This window comes from Nesiotobacter zosterae, from assembly GCF_033843645.1.
Classification (GTDB): Bacteria; Pseudomonadota; Alphaproteobacteria; order Rhizobiales; family Stappiaceae; genus Pseudovibrio; species Pseudovibrio zosterae.
The window spans coordinates 1-16,408 of record NZ_JAWXVZ010000008.1; the positions used below are offsets into that span (position 1 = coordinate 1).

The 16,408-nt window shown below is 55.4% G+C and carries 13 protein-coding genes; 4 read left to right on the top strand and 9 right to left on the bottom strand.

Features of this window, described 5'->3' with window-relative positions; all coding sequences use genetic code 11:
• Window positions 1–2,661: 2,661 nt before the first annotated feature.
• Window positions 2,662–2,928 carry a hypothetical protein gene (locus Q3Y58_RS12720; RefSeq protein WP_274218877.1) on the bottom strand — a complete coding sequence of 89 codons (267 nt, stop codon included), beginning with the start codon at window positions 2,926–2,928 and terminating at the stop codon, window positions 2,662–2,664.
• Between the two features lie 296 nt (window positions 2,929–3,224).
• On the opposite strand from Q3Y58_RS12720, the gene Q3Y58_RS12725 reads away from it, so the two are divergent.
• Together Q3Y58_RS12725 and Q3Y58_RS12730 are read left to right on the top strand one after the other, a co-directional pair.
• Window positions 3,225–3,641: a DUF2147 domain-containing protein gene (locus Q3Y58_RS12725; RefSeq protein WP_319622512.1), complete on the top strand. Its 417-nt coding sequence runs from the start codon at window positions 3,225–3,227 to the stop codon at window positions 3,639–3,641.
• A gap of 109 nt (window positions 3,642–3,750) precedes the next feature.
• A complete protein-coding gene (locus tag Q3Y58_RS12730) occupies window positions 3,751–4,191 on the top strand; it encodes a DUF2147 domain-containing protein (protein ID WP_319622513.1) in 441 nt (146 codons plus the stop codon).
• A gap of 50 nt (window positions 4,192–4,241) precedes the next feature.
• On the opposite strand, the gene Q3Y58_RS12735 is transcribed toward Q3Y58_RS12730, so the two are convergent.
• The 7 genes from Q3Y58_RS12735 to Q3Y58_RS12765 form a co-directional block, all read right to left on the bottom strand.
• Window positions 4,242–4,706, bottom strand: coding sequence for a GNAT family N-acetyltransferase (locus Q3Y58_RS12735; protein ID WP_319622514.1), 465 nt, complete (start codon window positions 4,704–4,706; stop codon window positions 4,242–4,244).
• 27 nt (window positions 4,707–4,733) lie between these two features.
• Complete coding sequence (locus Q3Y58_RS12740; protein ID WP_319622515.1) at window positions 4,734–6,317, bottom strand: ArnT family glycosyltransferase; 1,584 nt, start codon at window positions 6,315–6,317, stop codon at window positions 4,734–4,736.
• Between the two features lie 64 nt (window positions 6,318–6,381).
• Window positions 6,382–8,112, bottom strand: a complete 1,731-nt coding sequence (gene mdoH, locus Q3Y58_RS12745; protein WP_319622516.1) for a glucans biosynthesis glucosyltransferase MdoH — start codon at window positions 8,110–8,112, stop codon at window positions 6,382–6,384.
• Window positions 8,109–8,303 (bottom strand): hypothetical protein, encoded by a 195-nt coding sequence (locus tag Q3Y58_RS12750; RefSeq protein ID WP_319622517.1) that lies wholly within the window; start codon window positions 8,301–8,303, stop codon window positions 8,109–8,111. The genes mdoH and Q3Y58_RS12750 overlap by 4 nt, the downstream gene beginning before the upstream one ends.
• On the bottom strand, window positions 8,300–9,871 hold the full coding sequence (locus Q3Y58_RS12755; protein WP_319622518.1) for an OpgD/OpgG family glucan biosynthesis protein: 1,572 nt from the start codon (window positions 9,869–9,871) through the stop codon (window positions 8,300–8,302). The genes Q3Y58_RS12750 and Q3Y58_RS12755 overlap by 4 nt, the downstream gene beginning before the upstream one ends.
• A 236-nt stretch (window positions 9,872–10,107) precedes the next feature.
• The gene (gene gatB, locus Q3Y58_RS12760) at window positions 10,108–11,592 is read right to left on the bottom strand and encodes an Asp-tRNA(Asn)/Glu-tRNA(Gln) amidotransferase subunit GatB (protein ID WP_319622519.1); all 1,485 of its coding nucleotides are present in this window, start codon (window positions 11,590–11,592) and stop codon (window positions 10,108–10,110) included.
• 218 nt (window positions 11,593–11,810) lie between these two features.
• Window positions 11,811–12,104, bottom strand: a complete 294-nt coding sequence (locus tag Q3Y58_RS12765) for a phosphatidylglycerophosphatase (protein ID WP_319622520.1) — start codon at window positions 12,102–12,104, stop codon at window positions 11,811–11,813.
• Between the two features lie 327 nt (window positions 12,105–12,431).
• Between Q3Y58_RS12765 and Q3Y58_RS12770 the strand changes: the two genes are divergently transcribed.
• Both Q3Y58_RS12770 and Q3Y58_RS12775 read left to right on the top strand, forming a co-directional pair.
• Window positions 12,432–12,689 carry a YjhX family toxin gene (locus Q3Y58_RS12770; RefSeq protein ID WP_319622521.1) on the top strand — a complete coding sequence of 86 codons (258 nt, stop codon included), beginning with the start codon at window positions 12,432–12,434 and terminating at the stop codon, window positions 12,687–12,689.
• 320 nt (window positions 12,690–13,009) lie between these two features.
• On the top strand, window positions 13,010–14,401 hold the full coding sequence (locus Q3Y58_RS12775) for a methyl-accepting chemotaxis protein (protein WP_319622522.1): 1,392 nt from the start codon (window positions 13,010–13,012) through the stop codon (window positions 14,399–14,401).
• A gap of 66 nt (window positions 14,402–14,467) precedes the next feature.
• Here the strand turns inward: Q3Y58_RS12775 and Q3Y58_RS12780 are convergent, their stop codons facing one another.
• Window positions 14,468–15,790 carry an alpha/beta hydrolase family protein gene (locus Q3Y58_RS12780; RefSeq protein ID WP_319622523.1) on the bottom strand — a complete coding sequence of 441 codons (1,323 nt, stop codon included), beginning with the start codon at window positions 15,788–15,790 and terminating at the stop codon, window positions 14,468–14,470.
• Window positions 15,791–16,408: the final 618 nt, after the last annotated feature.

Sequence of the window (16,408 nt, forward strand, 5' to 3'; positions counted from 1 at the left end):
GCATGTGTTAGGCCTGCCGCCAGCGTTCGTTCTGAGCCAGGATCAAACTCTCAGGTTAAACAAAAAGTTCAATCCAGACATAAATCAACGCAATCTCAAAATCTCAAATCAAACAAGCACCAAAAGGCACCTGCCGACGAGAAACACAAACTAAAAGGTACTAAAAAGCACCTCTAGGTGTAACTTTAAGAGAGAACGCCTGTCTGGCTAAGCTCTTGCTTAAATGCTCAGCATCACTGCCAAGCCGCTTCAAACAAAAACCGCCGCCTGCGTTTCTCTTCCTTCACAATATATAATTGTCAATGAACAGAGGGAGACCCCTCAAAACCAAAGAGTAAATGCCTAGCCTAAACCCAACCAACTGTCATTGACAGGGCTCAAACACGCATCATCCTCTCAGGAAGATTTAGAGCGAACCGTGCCGTCGCCGGCAGCGCCGTCGCTCTCGATGGACCGGGTTATAGACCCACAAACTCAGACCCGTCAACTCGATTCTGTAAAAATCGTAGGACACAAATCAGACCAACTGAGGATAAACCCAACCAATCAAGCAAAACCCAGCGTAAAATCACCCAAAACCCAATGTGGAAACACAAAATCAAAACCAAAACACAACGAACGCACACACTCCCACAACCGTCATGCCGGACAAGGCGAGCACAGCGAGGCGCAGATCCGGTATCCAGCGCAGAACACCAAGCAAACCAAGTATGGGCAAGGCGATGCGCCACGCGACTGCACCGAGGCCCAAACGGCATTGCTGCCCAATAAGTGGGTGGCAAGCGGACGTGCAGCACGCAAACCGGTCGGCGCGGGTGTAGCGAGGCGCCGATCCGGTATCCAGCGCAAAACAAGAAGCATCACTACAAATCACGGCTCAAATTCGCGCTTGGACGCGGGAAACAACTCGCTCTCTTAGGAACCGGCGGGACAGCAAACTCTGGACTGCACTTAACGCCACCCTCACCGTGCGCAGGACGACAGGCATTCTGCAATTACAAAGTAGCGGCGGCAGGCATCTACTTGTCCCCCTTTTAGGTCCAACCCATGGAAGGCTCGCCCGAGCCAAGCGCGAAGAACTTATCCCCCTCTCCTCCTCTCGCCGCAGAACGATGCAATGATGCAGAGGACAGGAAGAAGAGCCGCTGACCGGACAAAAGATATCCCCCTGCCACGACCGCAACAGTCCGCGAGCTTGCAGCACGCAAAACAGCAGAACCTGCGGGGATAACCCATGCGTTCAATTTGCGTTGCTTTGAACAAAACACGGATTTTAAGCATCAACGCACGCAAACACAGAAGCGCTCCTGCAAACGCCGACCAACAAACGCCCTCACCTGCCGAACCAACTAACTGGATCCCGGGTCAAGCCCGGGATGACAGGCAAGAGAGTGTGGCGCAGGTGGAAGGACCGCCGTGAGGGTGAGGCGAAGGGAGCAGAGTAAGGCCCCGACGTGCTAACGAAGAATGCCCCGGCACTCGAACAAAGCGTCATTTAAAACATACGCACATGACATCCAACAGGCCACTCCGTGGGGTGTGCAGGCACTAAGCCTGCAGTCAGCCAGACAGGCAGCACGCGTTCAAGCAATCGGCGCACGATCTAACACGGCGGGCCGAAAGCGTGAGGACAGTGGGACAGAGGGCAGCAAGACAGCTGTGTGAGAAGCCGAGCCGGCAACAACCGCCCTCACCTACTGAGCCACCTATCTGGATCCCGGGTCAAGGCCGGGATGATCGCCGAAAGATGGGGCGGTGAGAGCAGAGGTTGGGATGAACAATGGGAGAGTAAGACGGAAGGAACAGTGCCGAGCGTCTCCTACCCAAATGTTCAGCCCGCCAGCGCTCTGCCTCCAACCAACCACCGCCCGCATCTGCCGAACCGCACAACTGGATCCCGGGTCAAGCCCGGGATGACAGCTAAGAAGGGCTGCGCAGGTGGAAGGACCAACGGAATAGTGATGCGGAGCGAGCCACCTCACAACCGTCATACCGGACAAGGTGAGCGCAGCGAGGCGACGATCCGGTATCCAGCGCAAAAACAGTAAGCAACCGAAGCATAGGGAAGCCAAGGCCCCACGCGACAGCAACACGGCCCAAACGGCATTTCTAACCATTCGGTTCGCGACTAGCTGACGCGCGGCACGCAATCCGCGGGCGGAAGATCGGCACGCAACTCGCTTGCTCTGCACAGCGCAAATGCCAAGCTCCCAGCGCTCAGCCCCAACCAACCACCGCCCGCACCTGCCGAACCACACACAACTGGATCCCGGGTCAAGCCCGGGATGACAACCGAGGGCTGAAGCAAAGGTGGGAGCAGAGGTCAGGGTGATCGCCGAAAGATGGCGCGGTAGCAGGAGGACCAACGGGAGAGTGAGGCGGAGCACCCCACAACCGCCATGCCGGACAAGGTGAGCGCAGCGAGACGACGATCCGGTATCCAGCGCAAAATAAAAAGCAACTGCGAACAACAAAAGCGAGGTAGCTGGTGACGGCACATAACGCGATCCAAAGCCACCGGGTTTCGATCGGCATTGGCTTCGACCCAAGGCAACAGGAGCAAAAAGGCAGCAGGAACAAAAAAGGCTGCGGGGCCCAAAAGACAACAGGAACAAATAGCCACGGGGTCAAACAGGAACAGTCTTCCAGACCCAACGCTGCCTATTGTGTTGCCAGCCACTGACGAGCCTGGCGCTGTGCCTCTGAAATTTCGGCAGCGCTCATTAAATCAGAGATTTCACGGCGATGATGCGTTGCCTCCCGACACCCCTTGAGAGCGGCAATATTGAACCATTTGTGAGCGGCAACCAGATCCATGGCACCACCAGAACCGGATGCGGCCCGCAACCCACGATGCAAATAACCTTCTGGAACGTCCTGCCCCTCAGAACAAACCAATTGTAAAGTGCGCTCTACTCGAAAGGCCATACCCCCTCCTCACAAAACAAGTAAACACAACAAACTAAGTAAAATATAATCCTAAATTCATTGATAATTGACATGGTTACTACATAATTACAATAATTATAGGCACAAATAACAAATAAATACTTCATAGAAATAAATATCATATCAGTAATTAGAGGCCCCTCCCTCTTGGAGAACCTGGGGTTGGGCCCTAGACCATAGACGCAGTTTACGCATTTCCCCTAGTGCACCGCCGGTTCCGCGCCTAAACTCGCAGTATATCCAAGCTTTCATCAAGACATCTGGGAGGGTACGACATGATGAAATCCATGGCATTGGGGCTGGCCGTTATTGCAGGCTTGAGCCTTTCAGCACCATCAGCTTTCGCAGCGGACGCAAAGGGCACTTGGCAGCGCTCTAATGGAACTGCCCGTATTCAGATCGCTGATTGTGGCAGCGCACTCTGCGGAAATCTCGTGTGGCTGAAAACACCGCGCAAGGATACCGAAAATCCAGACCCAGCACTGCGGACACGCAACCTGGTAGGGTCTCAAACCATTTTGGGCATGAAGCCTTCTGGCGATGACACCTGGAAGGGCAAGGTCTACAACGCAGAGGATGGCCGGACCTATTCCGGCAAAATGAAGCTGATTTCCGCGAATGAACTCAAGCTTGAAGGCTGCGTGTTGGGCGGCCTTATCTGTAAAGGTGAAACGTGGTCACGCATAAAGTAAGTTTACGTTTACACTAAAACGCTCTAAATAGTCCGCCGTGATAAAACATATCTCCCCCAATATCCTTGGGGGAGATAGCCAAATAACAAGAACAAATCACGGTGTACTCATGTTTATCAAACATGCGCTTTATTCTGCCCTTTCTCTGCTTATCGGCATGGGCACTACGGCAAGCGCCTCTCAAATCCAAGGACCATGGTTGACCGGGGACGGCGCTATCGTGCAAATCCGCCCTTGCAGCAATGGACTTTGCGGCAAGCTGGTTGACTTCCCCCCACCTCCCGGTGAAGTGAAAGAAGAAATTACCGACCGGAACAATGAAGACAAATCCAAGCGGGACCGAAAAGTGCTTGGCATCAACGTGATCTGGGGCATGTCGCCGGTAAATGAAACGAAATGGGCAGGAATGGTCTACGATCCCAAGCGCGGCCTTTCCGCCAAGGCGACACTGGAACTTCTGGAGAACGGCAAACTCAAGCTGACCGGATGCAAAAAGGTTGTCGTGGACGTGTGCAAATCGGAAGACTGGATCAGATCGGCCAGCAAGTGAGCGCAGGCGGCCGGGCGCAGACCCCGGTCGCAGGCCGGTCCTTCGCAGTTTCAGAGCATGAGCTTGAAGCCGAGGTGGCTTTGCTCAAACCCCTCCCGCAGATAAAACCGATGAGCATCTACCCGCTGCGCATTGCTGGTGAGCTGTACCATGCAACACCCCTTTTCTGCGGCGGTTTGCTTTGCATGCGCAATCATCGCGCGTCCAATCCCCTTGCCGCGCTGATCCGCCCGTGTGTGCATGCTCTCCACAGTCGCACGCGGCCGCCCCTGAAAGGCCAGCCCTTTTTCAAGGGTAAGCTGGTATGTGGAAAGCACTGTACCCTGACTGTCGACAGCCACAAAGATATCGGCCTCAGGCGCCTTTTCAATCTCTTTGAAAGCCGCCGCATAAACGGTCATGTCGTCCGTCTCAAGGGATGCACGCGCCCCCACTGCTGCAGCGTTCATGAGAGCAACGATTTGCGGGAGATCATCTCCGGTTGCGACGCGGATGGTGAAGGCATGACCTGACATATGTTATTCCGGAACAGTGAGCGGGTGCTATTGGCACAACGCATTTGTGGGCTCGATACGATACGCGGCCCAGTTTGTAACACGGTGTCCGGTCGGCAACCACAAATGCGGCCATGCCACCTTGAAGTATCCAGAGCTAAGGACCTCAGACGCTGTTACTCCCATTGCGGCTGTGAACCGCTCGTCTTTTGCAGCCTGCGCCAAGGAACGCAGCTGCTGCCCATCCCCCTGCTCCCATACAACGAAACAGGAGGCTCTGCCCGGCGTTGTCGGACGGAACTCGCGGATTACAAGACGCGCCTCGGGAAAGGCCGCCCTTAGGTTGCCGCCAAGGTATGAATCAAGGGAAATGAGAGTACCTTCAGCCACCGATGGGTCCCATTCCAGCAGCTTTTTCGCAAGCGCCGGATAAGGCTTTGCAACGCGGCATTTGGAACCGCAAATTGTCCGATCAGGCGCAATGAAGTCAGGAAGGCGGATAAGGAATACAAGGCTGATGACAGCGGCAATGACAGCCATGAACCACCACAGCCGCTTTTCCGAATAGCCTCGAAACTCAACCAATGCGAACGCATAGATCGGCAGAAGCAGCAAGATCGGGTGCATGTGCCGCTCCTTGATGTAGGTGGCACCCGAAAGCAGCACACCCAAACCCGTTATGACTATGGCAACAAAGATATACCGGCCAATTAGCTGCGCGAGCGGAGAAAGGCTCCTGTTGCCTTCCACTCGTTCTCTTGTAGCCAGGCCGCCTGTCAGAAAGAACAGCGCCCAAAGCACAAGAAAAGGCATCGAGAAGCCAAGAAGACTGACGCTCAGCCTTCCCACTCCTTGAGCCGCACGGAGTAAATGGCTTTGCTGCTCGCCAACGACCATGACGTTGAGGCTATTGGACAGAAGGGATTGCTTGGCTTCAAACGTCCAGAGCAAGTACGGCGCATAAACAACAGCACCAATCAGGATGGCAAGCGGCAGCAGGTCCCAAGGCAAACGCTCCCGCCATGGGCGCAGTGAGACAACAGCAAACGCCATCGCAACGGGAACCAACCAGAATGAATGCTTGGAAAGCATGCCTAGCCCCAAGGCAACACCAAGAAGCGCGGCGCGCCACAAACCTGGCGCTTCTACAAGCCGGATAAAGCAGAGGAACGTTGCGCACACCGTCGCCATAAGAACAGCCGTGTGCGTCACCCCCTCATGGAGGTTGAAACCAACTTGGTAAAACAGAACCAGAGAGAACGTGGAGACGGCGGCAAGTGCTGAATCGCGAAGCGCGCGGCGTGCCAAAGCGTAGAAGAACACACCGGTGAGACAGACAAGACCGTACTTCAAGATCTGGAAACTCCAGATCGTCGGGCCAACAAGCTGCTGGATGAGATAGAGAAGCCATTCATACAGCGGCGGCTGCCGCAGCATGTACCCGGCACGCAGCTCCTGAACCAAAACGTTCTCGAACATGTCATCGATGCCGATCACGGGCGACGCGGCGGCGCGAAACAAGAGATTCAGCCCGCAATATCCGATAATCAAGGCAATCACGACTTGAGGGCGCTGCAGCGCGCCATGAAAGCCGGTCCATTGCCCCTGACCTGCCTGTACCTGTTGAGACATGAAAAAGCCCGCGTTTGACAATCTGATCAAACGCGGGCTCTCGGTATTTATCTATCCTCTAGATCTAAGAGATTGCATGATCTCGAAAACCCAGTTGGCGCAGTTCGTCCCCAAGCCGCTGGTTTGGGTGCAAGACAAGGCCAAGGATTGACGCACCACGGGTTGAGATTGGCTTGGAGGTAACCCAAACAATCAGCGGAGCCAAAAGAACCGGCAGCGCAACTGGCAAGGACCAGCACAACGTCTCGATGGAAATGGAATAGCCAAATGCCAGCGCAAGCAGTGCAAACCCCGGCATCCATGAAGTTGCCCGCACACTCTCCCAGAGTGTCAAGGTGCCCTCCCCACGGTGCGCGGTAGACCAGCCACTGTCCCGGCCAATAAGGATCTCAAGGATGCCACGGCACTGGAACATCATCAGGATTGGCGCCAGCGCAATCGCCGCGAGCACTTCGAAGAAGTACCCAAGCATGACCGCTAGCCCTGACACGGCCCCCCGGCGGTAACCGGAGACATTGGCAACAGCAATCAGAATTTTCGGCAGGAACAGCAAGGCGACAATCATGCCTAGCAAGAACCAAAGATCCAGATCATTGACGGAAAGATAGAGGCGCAATGTACGTTCATAAACCGAAGTCGTGCCCAAGGAGACAAGGCTCAGGATAAGGAACAGACACCACAAGCCCGACGCCAGATAAGCCGTGATCCCAAGAGTGATGTTCACGCGGCTCCACAAGGTCAGCCCGTTTGCAAACAGAAGACGGGCGTGCTGCAAGTTGCCCTGGCACCAACGCCGGTCTCGTGCAGCAAACCCGAGCAGGTTGGCGGGCATTTCTTCATAGGAGCCTTCGAGCTCTGCGTCACACCGCACCTGCCACCCCTTTCGGGCCAGCAGCGCAGCTTCCACCGTATCATGGGAGAGGATATGACCGGACAGCGGCCCCTCACCTTTCAAAACGGGCAAGCCACAGGACTGTGCGAAGGCACGGGTGCGGATGATTGCATTGTGCCCCCAGAACGGCCCACAGGTTCCCTGCAACACGGTCAAGCCGCGAGCAAAGGTGCGCCCATAAAGCCCTGTGGCGAAAGCAACGATACGCGCGAAAACGGAACTTGCACCAATCACGATCGGTACAGTCTGGAGCAGGCCAAGGTCCCTCTCCTGCGCCATGGCCTTCACCATGCGCATCATGCATTGCGCCGTCATCAGGCTGTCCGCATCAAGCACAAGCATGGTTTCATAGGCACCGCCACACCGGGTGACGAACTCCTTGATATTACCAGCCTTCCGGCCTTCATTGGACACCCGGTTGCGATAGTAAACCGGAATGCCCGGATCCTGGGCAAGCTTCAGATGGCATTGACGCTCTTCGGCAACCAGCGTTTCGCAGCGTGTGTCCGACAAAACGTGAAAATCGAACTGGGTCAGGCACCCTGCCGCCATCAGATCATCACGCATGATGCGAATGCGGTTGAAGACTTCAGGCGCATTCTCATTGTAGATCGGAACAAGGATTGCGGTCTTGAAGGTCGGCATGGGGATGCCGTCCAGCGACGCACCAATGTTTGATGGCTGGCGCCAAAACACACCCAGCAATGCCGTAACTGCACCCCAGCCGAGCCAGAACACACTGAAGAACACAAGAACCACGCGGCTCCAGTCGATATTGGAGATCGCGCGCGGACCTAAACTTGAATGAAAGAGCAATGCCGCTGCTGTTCCGAGAGCCAAAGCGCCCAGTACAACAATCATGCGCGGCAGAAATGCTTGACGGTTCCGCTCAGAACCGCTCATAGGCAAGAATCCTTCTGTCGGTTCAGCCGAAACGCGATGCGCAAGGTGTTTGCGAACCACTCAAGAACGGCAGGACGCAGCGGAGAAAGATCTTGCACAGGCATTGGCAACGGCGCAATTGGCCCCATCAGGGCGACAGTTTCAGTAGCAGCAGATTTCATGTCAGACGGATAGCTAAGTTGGGAGGTCATGAACGGCCCCATTGATAGGCATAGGTTTCGGAAAGAACCTTGTCTTCAGATGCCAGATGCAAGGATAGCTCTGTAACAGCATCAGTAGACGGACGACGAATGTCGGCTGTAATGCGCAGACGCCCAGTGTCTGCGACAGGTTCGATAAGGATGAGTTCGGCTTTGCCGCCATGAACATCGAGCACGGGCTCAATGTCTTTAGCGGAGGCAAGCGCCCCTCCTTCAAACTCAACTACAAACTTCCGCATGAGCGGATCATCGTCAGCCGCCGCATTGCCAGCACGTCCCATGCGGGAGCTATATACGCGTGCCATGTCATCGGCTTTTTGCGGCAGGTCTCCCCAGAGCAGCCTGTAAGACAGCTCCAGTTCATCGCCCGCTTTCACAGGCGCCTCCGGCTGCCAGAAAGCAACCGTGTTATCGTTGATTTCCTTGTCGGACGGCAGCTCAACCAGAACAACCGATCCCCGTCCCCAATCACCCGTTGGCTCCACATAAGCACTTGGGCGCAGCTCATAGCGAGCCTCAAGATCCTGATAGTTGTCGAACCGGCGATCACGCTGCATCAGGCCGAAACCCTTTGGCGTTTCCATGGAGAAGAACGAGGTCTGAATATGCTTGGGGTTGGCAAGCGGACGCCAGATTTCCTGGCCATGACTTGCATGGATGAACAGGCCATCGCTGTCATGCACTTCCGGACGATAGTCATCAAAGCCGAAAGAATCGCCCTCACCAAACAAGTACATGCTGGTGAGCGGCGCAATGCCAAAACGCTCGGTGTCCTTGACCACAAACAGACGCGCACGAACATCCATCAAAGTGGCATCGCCGGGCACGATCTTGAACTCATAGGCGCCAAAAACGCTATCACTTTCCATCTCCGCATAGACGGTAAGCGGCTCGCCAGCAACCGCAGGCGGCGCAACGTAGAACGCAGTAAACCGCGGAAACTCTTCCGCATCACCCGTGACGGTGTTGACTGCCAAACCGCGTGCAGAAAGGCCGTAACGGCTTCCCTTGCCCAGAGCACGAAAGTAACTTGCCCCAAGAAAGGCAACCAGCTCGTCCTTGTATTCCTTGGAGTTCAAAGGATAGTGCAGCCGAAACCCGGCAATGCCCGGCAACCTGCTCTCTGCCTTTGGATGCTCCGGAACCCCTGCACCATAGATGAAATCATCTTCGGTGAAGGTCAGCGCAGTCAGTTTTTCACCCTCCGCCTCATAGAGGCGAAGCGGTTCATTGAAAAGCCATCCCGGATGGAAGGCTTGAAGCTCATAGTTATGCGGAGCGCCAGACCACAGAGCATTCTCCGGGTTGAAGCGGATTGCCCGATGCTGGTCATAACTCAGCCGGCTCAACCATTCTGGAATGGCTGGCGCATCTTCCGCAGCACCTTTGCCTGCGGCCTTGTCCTTCATCTTTTTAGTCAGCCAGTCGAAACTGAAGGAAACTGATTCCAGCCCTTCTGCTTCAACAGCCCATGCAGTATTGGGGTGTATAGGTCCGGCCCCGACAGTAAGCAGCGCAGCGACACCTGCGCTCCCCAAAAGAAAATCGCGTCGATTCATTTGCAGCAAATTGCCCTTTTGCCTGATCTTCACCCGAAAAACTGGATAATACTCTTGATGTATAGTCGTTGCAGCAAACAGACCTGCGGACAATGCCCTCAGTAGTGACTTGTGCTCACTTCTGCTTGAACGCGCGAGAACTGCAACCGATACGCAAGACGCCGGGAAGACCAAAAAAAAGAACTGCTCCCGACCTAGGGAGCAGCTCTATACATGAACTGAGAATATATTGGGGCTCAATCTAGGCCAATTTTGGCTTTCAACATATCAGACACAGCTTGTGGGTTAGCTTTGCCCTTAGAGGCCTTCATCACTTGGCCCACAAACCAGCCGAGCATCCCCGGCTTTTCCTTAGCCTGCTCAGCCTTGTCCTGATTTGCTGCAAGAATCTCATCCACAATCGTCTCGATTGCGCCAAGGTCGGTCACCTGCTTCATGCCGCGCTCTTCAACGATCACAGCTGGGTCGCCGCCCTCGCTCCATACGATCTCGAAGAGGTCCTTTGCGATCTTGCCGGAGATGGTGCCGCCCTTGATGAGATCAACAATGCCACCAAGCTGTGCAGCAGAAACCGGAGAGGTCTCAAGCTCAAGACCTTCCTTGTTAAGGCGGCCGAACAACTCGTTGATCACCCAGTTGGCAGCCAACTTGGCGTCGCGCCCCTTGGCAACTTCTTCGAAGAAGTCAGCGGAAGATTTCTCAGCAATGAGAATGTCGGCATCGTACGATGTCAGACCGTATTCGGCGATGAAACGAGCCTTCTTGTCGTCTGGCAATTCGACCAGATGCTGAGCAAGATCATCAACATAGGCCTGCGTGAATTCCAGTGGCAGCAGATCCGGGTCCGGGAAGTAGCGGTAATCGTGCGCCTCTTCCTTGGAACGCATGGAACGGGTTTCGCCCTTCACCGCATCGAAAAGACGGGTTTCCTGATCGATCTGGCCGCCATCTTCCAGAATGCCGATCTGACGGCGTGCTTCATACTCGATCGCCTGACCCACGAAACGGATGGAGTTGACGTTCTTGATTTCGCAGCGTGTGCCGAACTCACCACCCGGACGGCGTACGGAAACGTTTACGTCCGCACGCATGGAGCCCTGGTCCATGTTGCCATCACAAGTGCCGAGATAGCGAAGGATGGTGCGCAGCTTGGTCAGGTAGGCCTTCGCCTCATCCGCAGAGCGGATGTCTGGCTTGGACACGATTTCCATCAGCGCAACACCAGAACGGTTCAGGTCCACAAAGGACATGGTTGGGTGCTGGTCGTGCAAGGACTTGCCCGCGTCCTGCTCAAGGTGCAGACGCTCAACGCCCACTTCCACTTTCTCGCCGTCCTTCATGTCGAGGTAGATGATGCCCTCGCCCACGATTGGCTGCTTGAACTGAGAGATCTGGTAGCCCTGCGGCAGATCTGGATAGAAGTAGTTCTTGCGGTCAAAAACAGACTTCAAGTTGATCTCGGCCTTGAGGCCCAGGCCAGTGCGGATCGCCTGACGCACACACTCCTCGTTGATCACCGGCAGCATGCCTGGCATGGCCGCGTCAACGAGGCTCACATTCGCATTAGGATCATTGCCAAAGCCGGTGGAAGCGCCCGAGAAAAGCTTGGCCTCAGAGGTCACCTGCGCGTGGACCTCCATACCGATCACGATTTCCCAGTCGCCCGTTGCGCCCTTGATAAACTTCTTCGGGTCCGGCGTCCGTGTATCGACAATCGTCATGCGATCATTTTCCTGTCTTTTGCGTTGAAGCGGCCTTCCGGAGGGCCCCGTAGCGTAAACGGGAGAAGGCAGCCGCATGTAAACTCAATTGGCTTGGGTAGTCCGTTCTTTTCAAAGAGGCAAGAAGAAAGCCTGCTGTTTTTTTGAACAAGGCAGGTTTATCGCCTAAAAACTGGCCCCGCGCTGTCTGGACCGACAAAGCGATTACGGGAAAGCTGCTAGCTGCGCGCCCAGCGCACGTAGATCGTGCGAACGATGAATGCAGCCAACGCACCGCCAATCATGCGGAACGGAAACAGAGCCAGCGCGCCGCTCTCATGTGCTGGGAGAAACGGCATGCCAACAAGGCGCAGCAATGCCTCCAAAAACAAACTGACCGCCGCCGCAGCAAACCCAGCGATCAGATATTTACCAGCTTGATCACAGCCCCGCCCCATGAGGGCGCCAATCACAAGCGCAAGCGGGTTCAACATTCCCGCAAAGCCAATCAATACTGTCCAGCTGTCTGTCATGATCCCCGCCTCACCTGCGCTCAACACCCAGGTGTTTTCACTAGGCGGTTAGATAAGCACTCTCAAGTGTTTTTCGACCAGACCGGTGTTTTTTACGTTTTCGGCATGGTGTTGCCCAAATGCGCTAGCGCAGTGTCGGGGAGCCTTTTAAAGACAGAACCACCAAATCGTTGGAGTTTTTATGTCTTACAGCTTTGAGGCCCGGTAAAGCCCTGTCGGCTTACTGAAGAGACCAGACAGGGCCCGCACGAATATAACCGCTCACCCGTACCGCTCTTTTGTGGATGGGAACGAGCAGACGTGCCCACATAAAACTTCAAGAATTCAATGGACATTTCAAAAGCTGAACAGCGCATCATGCATGTGCTGGCGCAGGGCGGTCATATCTGCCTTGAAAAAGACGAGCGCGGTAAAATCATCGAGGTGAACTGCGTAACACGAGATGGATGGTACATGAGCGGCATGAACCTTCTCCTGTTCCGCAAACTCAAAGCGAAACGCCTCATCAAAAGTCAGGGCGGCAAGCCCTACCGCGCAACCCGGCTTGGCCTGACACGCGTGCGGGCCGAACTGGACAACCGATGAGTGATGGTGCCCCTGGTCACGGCTGACCGGGGGCAACCGCAACCAACGCCGCAAAAAAGCACCGTTTACTTAAAGAATAAAATTTTCCAAAACTTGAACCTCTAGCCACCTTCCATGCAAGACGGTCGCTGATTTACGTTAGAAAGAACTAATTTTCAAAATACCTGAAATATAGAATTGTTTTAAAGAAATATAATATGCCCTCTATATTAATTTTTCGCAGTAAAAGATATCTAGATACGTAAAACTACCCTCAACCCTACCCCGGTGAACTGCTAGTGATATGCAACTGTAAATAGTTTATCCGGGAGGAGGTTGTAATGTCTGGACAGCGGTCCCTTTTTGGCCTTGGCAACACGCAAACCATTGATGAGCCGAAGGCTGCAAACGGTTCGACTGATGCCAAAACACTCAATGAAATCCGCGCTCTTCTGGCCTCGCTGCGCGATTCCAGGCCATTGGAAGAAGGGCTCACTATCCCTGAGGATATCGTTGAGCTGGCGGCAGACATACAGCGCAAGATTGACCATTGGGATACGCAGACGCTGGAGCGCACCGTTGATTACTCCATCAACGCCAGTGAAGCCATGGCCTACACCGCAGAACTCAGTACGCATGTGCGGGCAACCGACGGCTGGGCGCAGACCATGTCTACCGGTGTCGAGGAAATGGAAAGCTCCATCAACCTGATCGCCGAAAACGCCAAGGCAACCGCTGACACCATTACTGACGCCAACAACGCGCTGCGGGACTGCGAAACGGTGACCCACGCGACGCTGGAATCAAATCGGGAAATTGGTGTTTCTTTCGAGCGCATGCAGGAAGCCGGCGAGCGGCTGGCTGAAGCGGCCGACAAGATCTCAAGCTTTGTGAACACCATCGACGGCCTTTCCAAGCAGACCAATCTTCTGGCTCTCAATGCCACCATTGAAGCGGCACGGGCCGGTGAAGCGGGCAAAGGCTTCTCAGTGGTGGCATCTGAAGTGAAAAACCTTTCCGGCCAGACCCAAAAAGCGACCGATGACATCAGGGCGCTTATCGGCGACCTCTTGCAAAACCTCAACGAAGTCAACTCCACCGTGGAAAGTGTGGGCGGTCTGGTGGAAGGAAGCCTGCAACGCTCTGAAGAGGCCGCGCAACACATTACCCAAGTGCGCACCAGCGCCGGAGAGATTGACACGCAGGCCCGCCAGAACGCTGAACTTTTAGAACAGCAAAGTCAGGCCAATCATGAAATCGCCAAGGGGGTGTTGGAAGTGGCCCATCACTCGGCAAAGGCCAGCACAGCCATCGAGAATGTGATCCGCAGTGTTTCAGGATCAGAGAAGATCGTTGCCCAGCAATTCGACGAACTGCAGCAACGCAGTATTCCCGGCTTCGTGCTCCTCAAGGCCAAGGCAGACCATATCCTATGGAAGAAGCACCTTGCCGAGATCATGGCAGGCCTGAGCAAGAAAACCTCAGCGCAAATGAGCAACTACCACGAATGTGGCTTGGGAAAATGGTATGACAACATCACCAGCCCTGCCCTAATTGCGATGCCTGCCTTCCAGAAACTGCTTCCTGCGCACGAGGAGGTGCATGATCAGGGTAAACGCTGCGCTGACCTGTTTCATGGCGGCGACCGCAATGGCGCGCTTGAGGCTTATACCAGCATGAGCGAGGCTTCTGAGAGAGTGCTTGCCTGTATCGATGAGCTGATCAGGAGCTAACGGCAGAAATGGTATCAAAAAAGCGCGGCAGGTTTTTGCCGCGCTTTTTGTTTAACTGGCCTTGGCTCACTCCCCGGCCTTCAACCATTCAAAGCGAAGGCCCTTGGCAGTGCGGTTCGGAAACCCTTTCCAATAGGAATGCCCCTCCCCGTAGATGCCATCTTCTGACTGCTCCCAAACACCATCATTGGAGATCGGAACAAGCTCCAGGTAGCTGGCCTTGTCGGCATCTTCCTTCAGGTAGAGATCCATCCACGCACTGGCAAAGTGCTGAGAGATGTTGTTCATGCGCACATTGTCCCAGACCGCATCCGTATAGTGTTCGCTCACGTTAAACCCCAGTTCCTCATCGAAGCGGTAGGCTTCTCTCGGCGCGGGCATGGGCGCACCTGCATTGTGGTTGGCATGTTCGAAGGTCAAAAGGGCACGATCGACCGCCCCCGCCTCTTCCCAGATGGTGCGGATGCCGCCCTCATATCCTGAGACATCGTCCTCGGAACCGGCCACAAACAACATGGGGATCTGGATGCCCTTGAGACCATCCGCCTCCCAGAAGTCGTAGGTGCGGCCCCACGGCGCGAACGCAATGGCCGTCTTGATACGCGGATCAATGAGCGCCTTGTGGCTCTCGCTACCAGCCCGGTGGATGCCCAGCGTGCCAAATGGCGCGCCCCAAGACAGATCGACAGCTGCTTGTGTGACCCCGCCGCCCGCCGTTATCACCGCGCCGTAACCGCCCATGGAGTAGCCAATAAGCCCGGTGCGGCTTGTGTCCACCAAACCATTCAGGAACGATCCCTTTTCGGTCGACAGACGATCAATCTCATTGAGCACAAAGACCTGATCCAGCGACCGGTTCACCAGCGTGGACCCGAACGCTGCCTTGTCCCTGTAGGTGCTGTCCTTGTGGTCGATGGAGGCCACCACATAACCTTTGGAGGCAAGGTTTTCCGCAAGTGGCGACAGCAGGAACCGATTGCCGGGATAGCCATGACTGACAAGGACCAGCGGATAGCTGCCACGCGCCGGCGCAGCGTCCCGGCGCGCACGCCCTTCAAGCGCCACCTCGGTTTTGCCATCACGCAGGTAAGCAGTCAGGGTTGTGGACCCGGAGCTGCCCTCTGCCGCCGGATACCAGACCTCGACCGTGAGGTTACGGTCATAACGCGGCAACACGTCAGGTTCGGCACCTGCCGGATCCAGCGCGAGAACATTGATCTGATCCTTGTGCATCAGGTCCAGAGTGCGCACGCCCAGCGCATAAGGGCCATAAGCTGCAAGTTCAGGCGCATCAGGCCGCTGACTATCAATTCTGTTTTCCGCAAACACGCTCACCGGCATCACTCCCAGAACCACTGCCAGCCCCAGAACCTTCTTGAATGAGGTCATTTACCCCTCCCTAATCATCAAGCGCGCCACATGACGATCAACTTAGAGTATAAGAGGAACTGAGCAACCACCCTGGTGGCATTTATGACCCGATTGATGCAGGTTTTTTGAGGTCTGAGGTTCTCCCGAACAAGAAAAGAGCTGATCCGGGATCCAGCGCAAAAAGCGTGAGCACTTGCGAACACGGAACCTCAAGCGCCGCAGGTAACCAACAGGCCTGCTGGATCCCGCATCAAGTGCGGGATGACGGTGGGGTGTGCGGAGAGTGCGGTGGGCCTCATGGGCACGGTCGGGGCGGGTAGAGAGTACGTTGGGTCTCATGGGCGCTGATGCGGGGTACCGGTAGTCCGTCCCCTCCTCGCGTCATCCCGGACAAGGGGAGCGATAGCGAGCCGCTGATCCGGGATCCAGCACAAGGGGCGTGAACCCATGCGAATACAGCACCCCAAGCGCCGTGTGCTGGCCAACAGGCCCGACTGGATCCCGCATCAAGTGCGGGATGACGGTGGGGTGGGTAGAGAGTGCGGTGGGTCTCATGGGCACGGAGTTTCAGCGACGCGTGGTCTCATGGGCGCTGATGCGGGGTGCCGGTAGACCGTTCCCTCCTCGCGTCATCCC

Excerpts from the sequence above, each read along its gene's own strand:
- Q3Y58_RS12765 (WP_319622520.1), bottom strand. The coding sequence starts at position 12,104 with ATGACAGACAGCTGGACAGTATTGATTGGCTTTGCGGGAATGTTGAAC.
- Q3Y58_RS12735 (WP_319622514.1), bottom strand. The coding sequence starts at position 4,706 with ATGTCAGGTCATGCCTTCACCATCCGCGTCGCAACCGGAGATGATCTC.
- Q3Y58_RS12725 (WP_319622512.1), top strand. The coding sequence starts at position 3,225 with ATGATGAAATCCATGGCATTGGGGCTGGCCGTTATTGCAGGCTTGAGC.
- Q3Y58_RS12780 (WP_319622523.1), bottom strand. The coding sequence starts at position 15,790 with ATGACCTCATTCAAGAAGGTTCTGGGGCTGGCAGTGGTTCTGGGAGTG.
- Q3Y58_RS12775 (WP_319622522.1), top strand. The coding sequence starts at position 13,010 with ATGTCTGGACAGCGGTCCCTTTTTGGCCTTGGCAACACGCAAACCATT.
- Q3Y58_RS12740 (WP_319622515.1), bottom strand. The coding sequence starts at position 6,317 with ATGTCTCAACAGGTACAGGCAGGTCAGGGGCAATGGACCGGCTTTCAT.
- mdoH (WP_319622516.1), bottom strand. The coding sequence starts at position 8,112 with ATGAGCGGTTCTGAGCGGAACCGTCAAGCATTTCTGCCGCGCATGATT.
- Q3Y58_RS12720 (WP_274218877.1), bottom strand. The coding sequence starts at position 2,928 with ATGGCCTTTCGAGTAGAGCGCACTTTACAATTGGTTTGTTCTGAGGGG.
- Q3Y58_RS12730 (WP_319622513.1), top strand. The coding sequence starts at position 3,751 with ATGTTTATCAAACATGCGCTTTATTCTGCCCTTTCTCTGCTTATCGGC.
- Q3Y58_RS12750 (WP_319622517.1), bottom strand. The coding sequence starts at position 8,303 with ATGACCTCCCAACTTAGCTATCCGTCTGACATGAAATCTGCTGCTACT.
- Q3Y58_RS12755 (WP_319622518.1), bottom strand. The coding sequence starts at position 9,871 with ATGAATCGACGCGATTTTCTTTTGGGGAGCGCAGGTGTCGCTGCGCTG.
- Q3Y58_RS12770 (WP_319622521.1), top strand. The coding sequence starts at position 12,432 with ATGGACATTTCAAAAGCTGAACAGCGCATCATGCATGTGCTGGCGCAG.
- gatB (WP_319622519.1), bottom strand. The coding sequence starts at position 11,592 with ATGACGATTGTCGATACACGGACGCCGGACCCGAAGAAGTTTATCAAG.